Source organism: Methanosphaera sp., from assembly GCF_016282985.1.
Lineage (GTDB): Archaea > Methanobacteriota > Methanobacteria > Methanobacteriales > Methanobacteriaceae > Methanosphaera.
In genome coordinates, this window is the sequence record NZ_JAEELZ010000126.1 from 1 (window position 1) to 3,018 (window position 3,018).

Below are 3,018 nucleotides of genomic sequence, written 5' to 3' on the forward strand. Positions count from 1 at the left end.
AATCGGTGGAGGAGTCCCAATGGGCGGAATTCTTGCAACCGAAAAAGTAGCCAGCGCATTCGTTCCTGGAGATCATGGAACCACTTTCGGTGGCGGACCATTAGTTTGTGCAGCGGCAAATGCAGTATTGGATACTATTGAAGAAGATAATCTCTTGGATAATGTTAATGAAGTCGGTAATTACTTTATTGAAGAACTTAAAAAATTAGATAAAGAAATCATTGCTGATGTTAGAGGTAAAGGATTGATGGTGGGTTTGGAATTAACTAAACCTGGTGCAGAATATGTTGACAAACTCCGTGAAAAAGGATTTTTAATCAACTGTACTGCAGATAAAGTATTAAGATTCGTACCTCCTTTAATCATCACTAAAGAAGACATTGATGAATTTGTAAAAGCTTTAGATGAAATACTCTAAAGTTATTTATTTATTTTTTTTAGATTGCTTCCCTCTTTGGGGGATTAAATGAAAATTCTGCTTACAACAGACACATATGAAAATCAGGTTTGTGGTGTTTCTAGTTCAATAGCTACTTTAAAATCCGAGTTGATTAATCAAGGCCATGATGTTAGGGTTTTATTAATGTCTAGAAATCATAAATCTAAAATTATTAAAGATAATTATTTAATAGGCTCTTTTTCTCTTCCTTTCATTGATTTTAGACAGTCATTCAGATACAATGATAAGGTTTTGGATGAAATCATTTCATGGAATCCCGATATTATTCATGTTCAAACTGAATGGTATGCAGGTAGTGTTGGAAAAAAACTTGCTAAAAAATGTAACAGTCCTTATATTAATACTTCTCACACTTTGTGGGAAGAGTTTACCCGAGGATTAATTCCCATTGGAATTATTAGAAAATTTTTTTCAAAAAATCTTATTAAAAGCTGTTATTCTAATTCTTCTGCCATAGTTGTTCCAAGTGAAAAAATGATTCCATTCCTTAAAGAGATACATATTACGTTACCCATTCATGTTATTCCAACTGGAGTTGACATATCTAATTTTAACCAGGATTTATCATCATTTGAGAAAAACAAACTTAAATCACAGATAAATATAAATGAAAATTCCAAAGTTTTAATTTCAATTGGAAGAATTTCAAAAGAAAAGAATTTGGATGAATTAATTGAGTTTCTTCCGGATCTGATTTTAAAAAATAAAGATATTGTATTGATAATTGGTGGAGAAGGACTGTATCTAAAAAATTTAAAAAATAAGGTTGAAAAGTTAAACATGGAGCATTATGTGCGTTTTGTCGGACTTATTTCTCCTGAAGACACATATAAATATTATAATATTGCGGATATATTTGTTTCCGCTTCTACCTGTGAAACTCAAGGAATTACTTATATGAAAGCACTTGCATCTTCCATACCTCTTGTTTGTCGATATGATGAATCTTTAGATAATGTTATTGAAAACGGTATTAATGGTTTTACATATACAAATAAAAAAGAATTTATTAACTATATTATTAAAATATTTAATATGGGTGGAGGTTATGCCCAATTAAAAAATAATGCTTTAAAATCTTCTTTAAGATTTTCAAAGGAAAAATTTGGAAAAGATATGGAAAAAGTATATTTGGATTATATTAATAAGTTTCAAATAGAAAAATCAGATTAGGAGAGTATAATGATGGCCTTGGAAAATAAAACTAAAATTAATTGTGGTTGCTATTTATTATTCGCCCTTTTTTTCATTATTTTTTTAACCATATATAGTTATGGTGTTTTCTTTCTTAACAGTTTAGGAATTCCTTATAGCGATATTGGATTAATAATTGGAATTTCAGCATTACTTTCATCAATTTTACAACCATTAATAGGCCGGCAAGTTGACATCCGTCATTTTTCATGGCAAAAACTTTTAGTTTTTTTAAATATTATTGTAATTATATCGGTTTTAGCAATGTTTTTGCTCCAAAATGTATGGTGTTCCTTAATGTTTTCAGTCATGATTATTGTATCTGGTGTTATGTATCCTTTTATAAATTATTCTCCATTTTATTATGAAAATCATGGTGTTGAGACTAATTTTGGTGTTGCACGGGGTTTTGGTTCCTTATCATTTTCTATTTTTGCAAGTGTTATCGGGTTCATGTTAACTGATTTTAATGTAATGATTATACCGTTATTTTCATTGGTATCAGCTATTTTAATGATTATTGTTATTTATTGGCTTCCATATTACGGATATGATAGTCGAACTAAGAATAATACATCATTTAAAAATAATATTTTAACTAAATATCCACTTTTCACTATAATTTTAATTGTAATGACTCTAATGATGACATTTCAAAACATTTTTGAATGCTATTTGATAAACATTATTGAAAATATTGGAGGAAATATATCTAATGTAGGTATTTCTAATTCATTGGCTTCAATTTTAGAATTACCTGTAATGTTTTTATTTATAAAGATATTAAATAAAGTCTCTGCAAAAAATTTAATTATTTTATCTAGCTTTTTTTATATTGTACGTTCTTTAATAATTTTCTTTGCTCAAAATCCTTTTGATATTTATGTCGCCCAAGTTTTACAAATTGTGACTTATGCTCTTATTGCTCCTGCTTCAGTCCATTTAACAACTGAAATAGTTGATGAAGAAGATCAATATGAAGCTCAAGCTTTTTTAGGAACAACAGTAACAATTGGATTAATTTTTGCTAATTTCATTGGAGGCAATATCCTTCAATTGTATGATGTAAATATTTTACTTATTGTATTGGTTGCATTGACAGTTTTGGGCAGTATATTTGCATTTTCCACATTATTTTTTAAAAATAATTCTTAAATTTCATTATTTCTTTTTTCAATTATTTTTTCAAGTGATGAAGTAATATCCAATGATTTAATCTCATCAATACTTGCCCACATCCAATCATCATGCTCATCACTTATTTTAACGTCTCCTGTAATGTCTTTCGCATACATTATCAATTGCACTGTTCTTCTGTGCGGATAATCATCCTGTACTGCTTCACAAAAATATCCCACTTTCAC

3 protein-coding genes and 1 pseudogene are annotated in these 3,018 nt (G+C 28.7%); 3 read left to right on the forward strand and 1 reads right to left on the reverse strand.

The window, feature by feature from the left end; all coding sequences use genetic code 11:
- The 3 genes from QZZ11_RS07660 to QZZ11_RS07670 all read left to right on the forward strand — a co-directional run.
- A partial coding sequence (locus QZZ11_RS07660) for an aminotransferase class III-fold pyridoxal phosphate-dependent enzyme (RefSeq protein ID WP_292474990.1) occupies positions 1-418 on the forward strand: 418 nt, incomplete at its 5' end.
- 48 nt (positions 419-466) lie between these two features.
- On the forward strand, positions 467-1,633 hold the full coding sequence (locus tag QZZ11_RS07665; protein WP_292474992.1) for a glycosyltransferase: 1,167 nt from the start codon (positions 467-469) through the stop codon (positions 1,631-1,633).
- Positions 1,634-1,645: 12 nt separating this feature from the next.
- Positions 1,646-2,809, forward strand: coding sequence for an MFS transporter (locus QZZ11_RS07670; RefSeq protein ID WP_292474993.1), 1,164 nt, complete (start codon positions 1,646-1,648; stop codon positions 2,807-2,809).
- Here the strand turns inward: QZZ11_RS07670 and QZZ11_RS07675 are convergent.
- A pseudogene (locus QZZ11_RS07675) lies at positions 2,806-3,018 on the reverse strand (DNA mismatch repair protein MutT); the annotation flags it as partial. The gene QZZ11_RS07670 and the pseudogene QZZ11_RS07675 overlap by 4 nt on opposite strands.

What these genes read in the sequence shown, in the direction of transcription:
- QZZ11_RS07665 (WP_292474992.1), top strand. Translation starts at nt 467, where the DNA reads ATGAAAATTCTGCTTACAACAGACACATATGAAAATCAGGTTTGTGGT.
- QZZ11_RS07670 (WP_292474993.1), top strand. Translation starts at nt 1,646, where the DNA reads ATGGCCTTGGAAAATAAAACTAAAATTAATTGTGGTTGCTATTTATTA.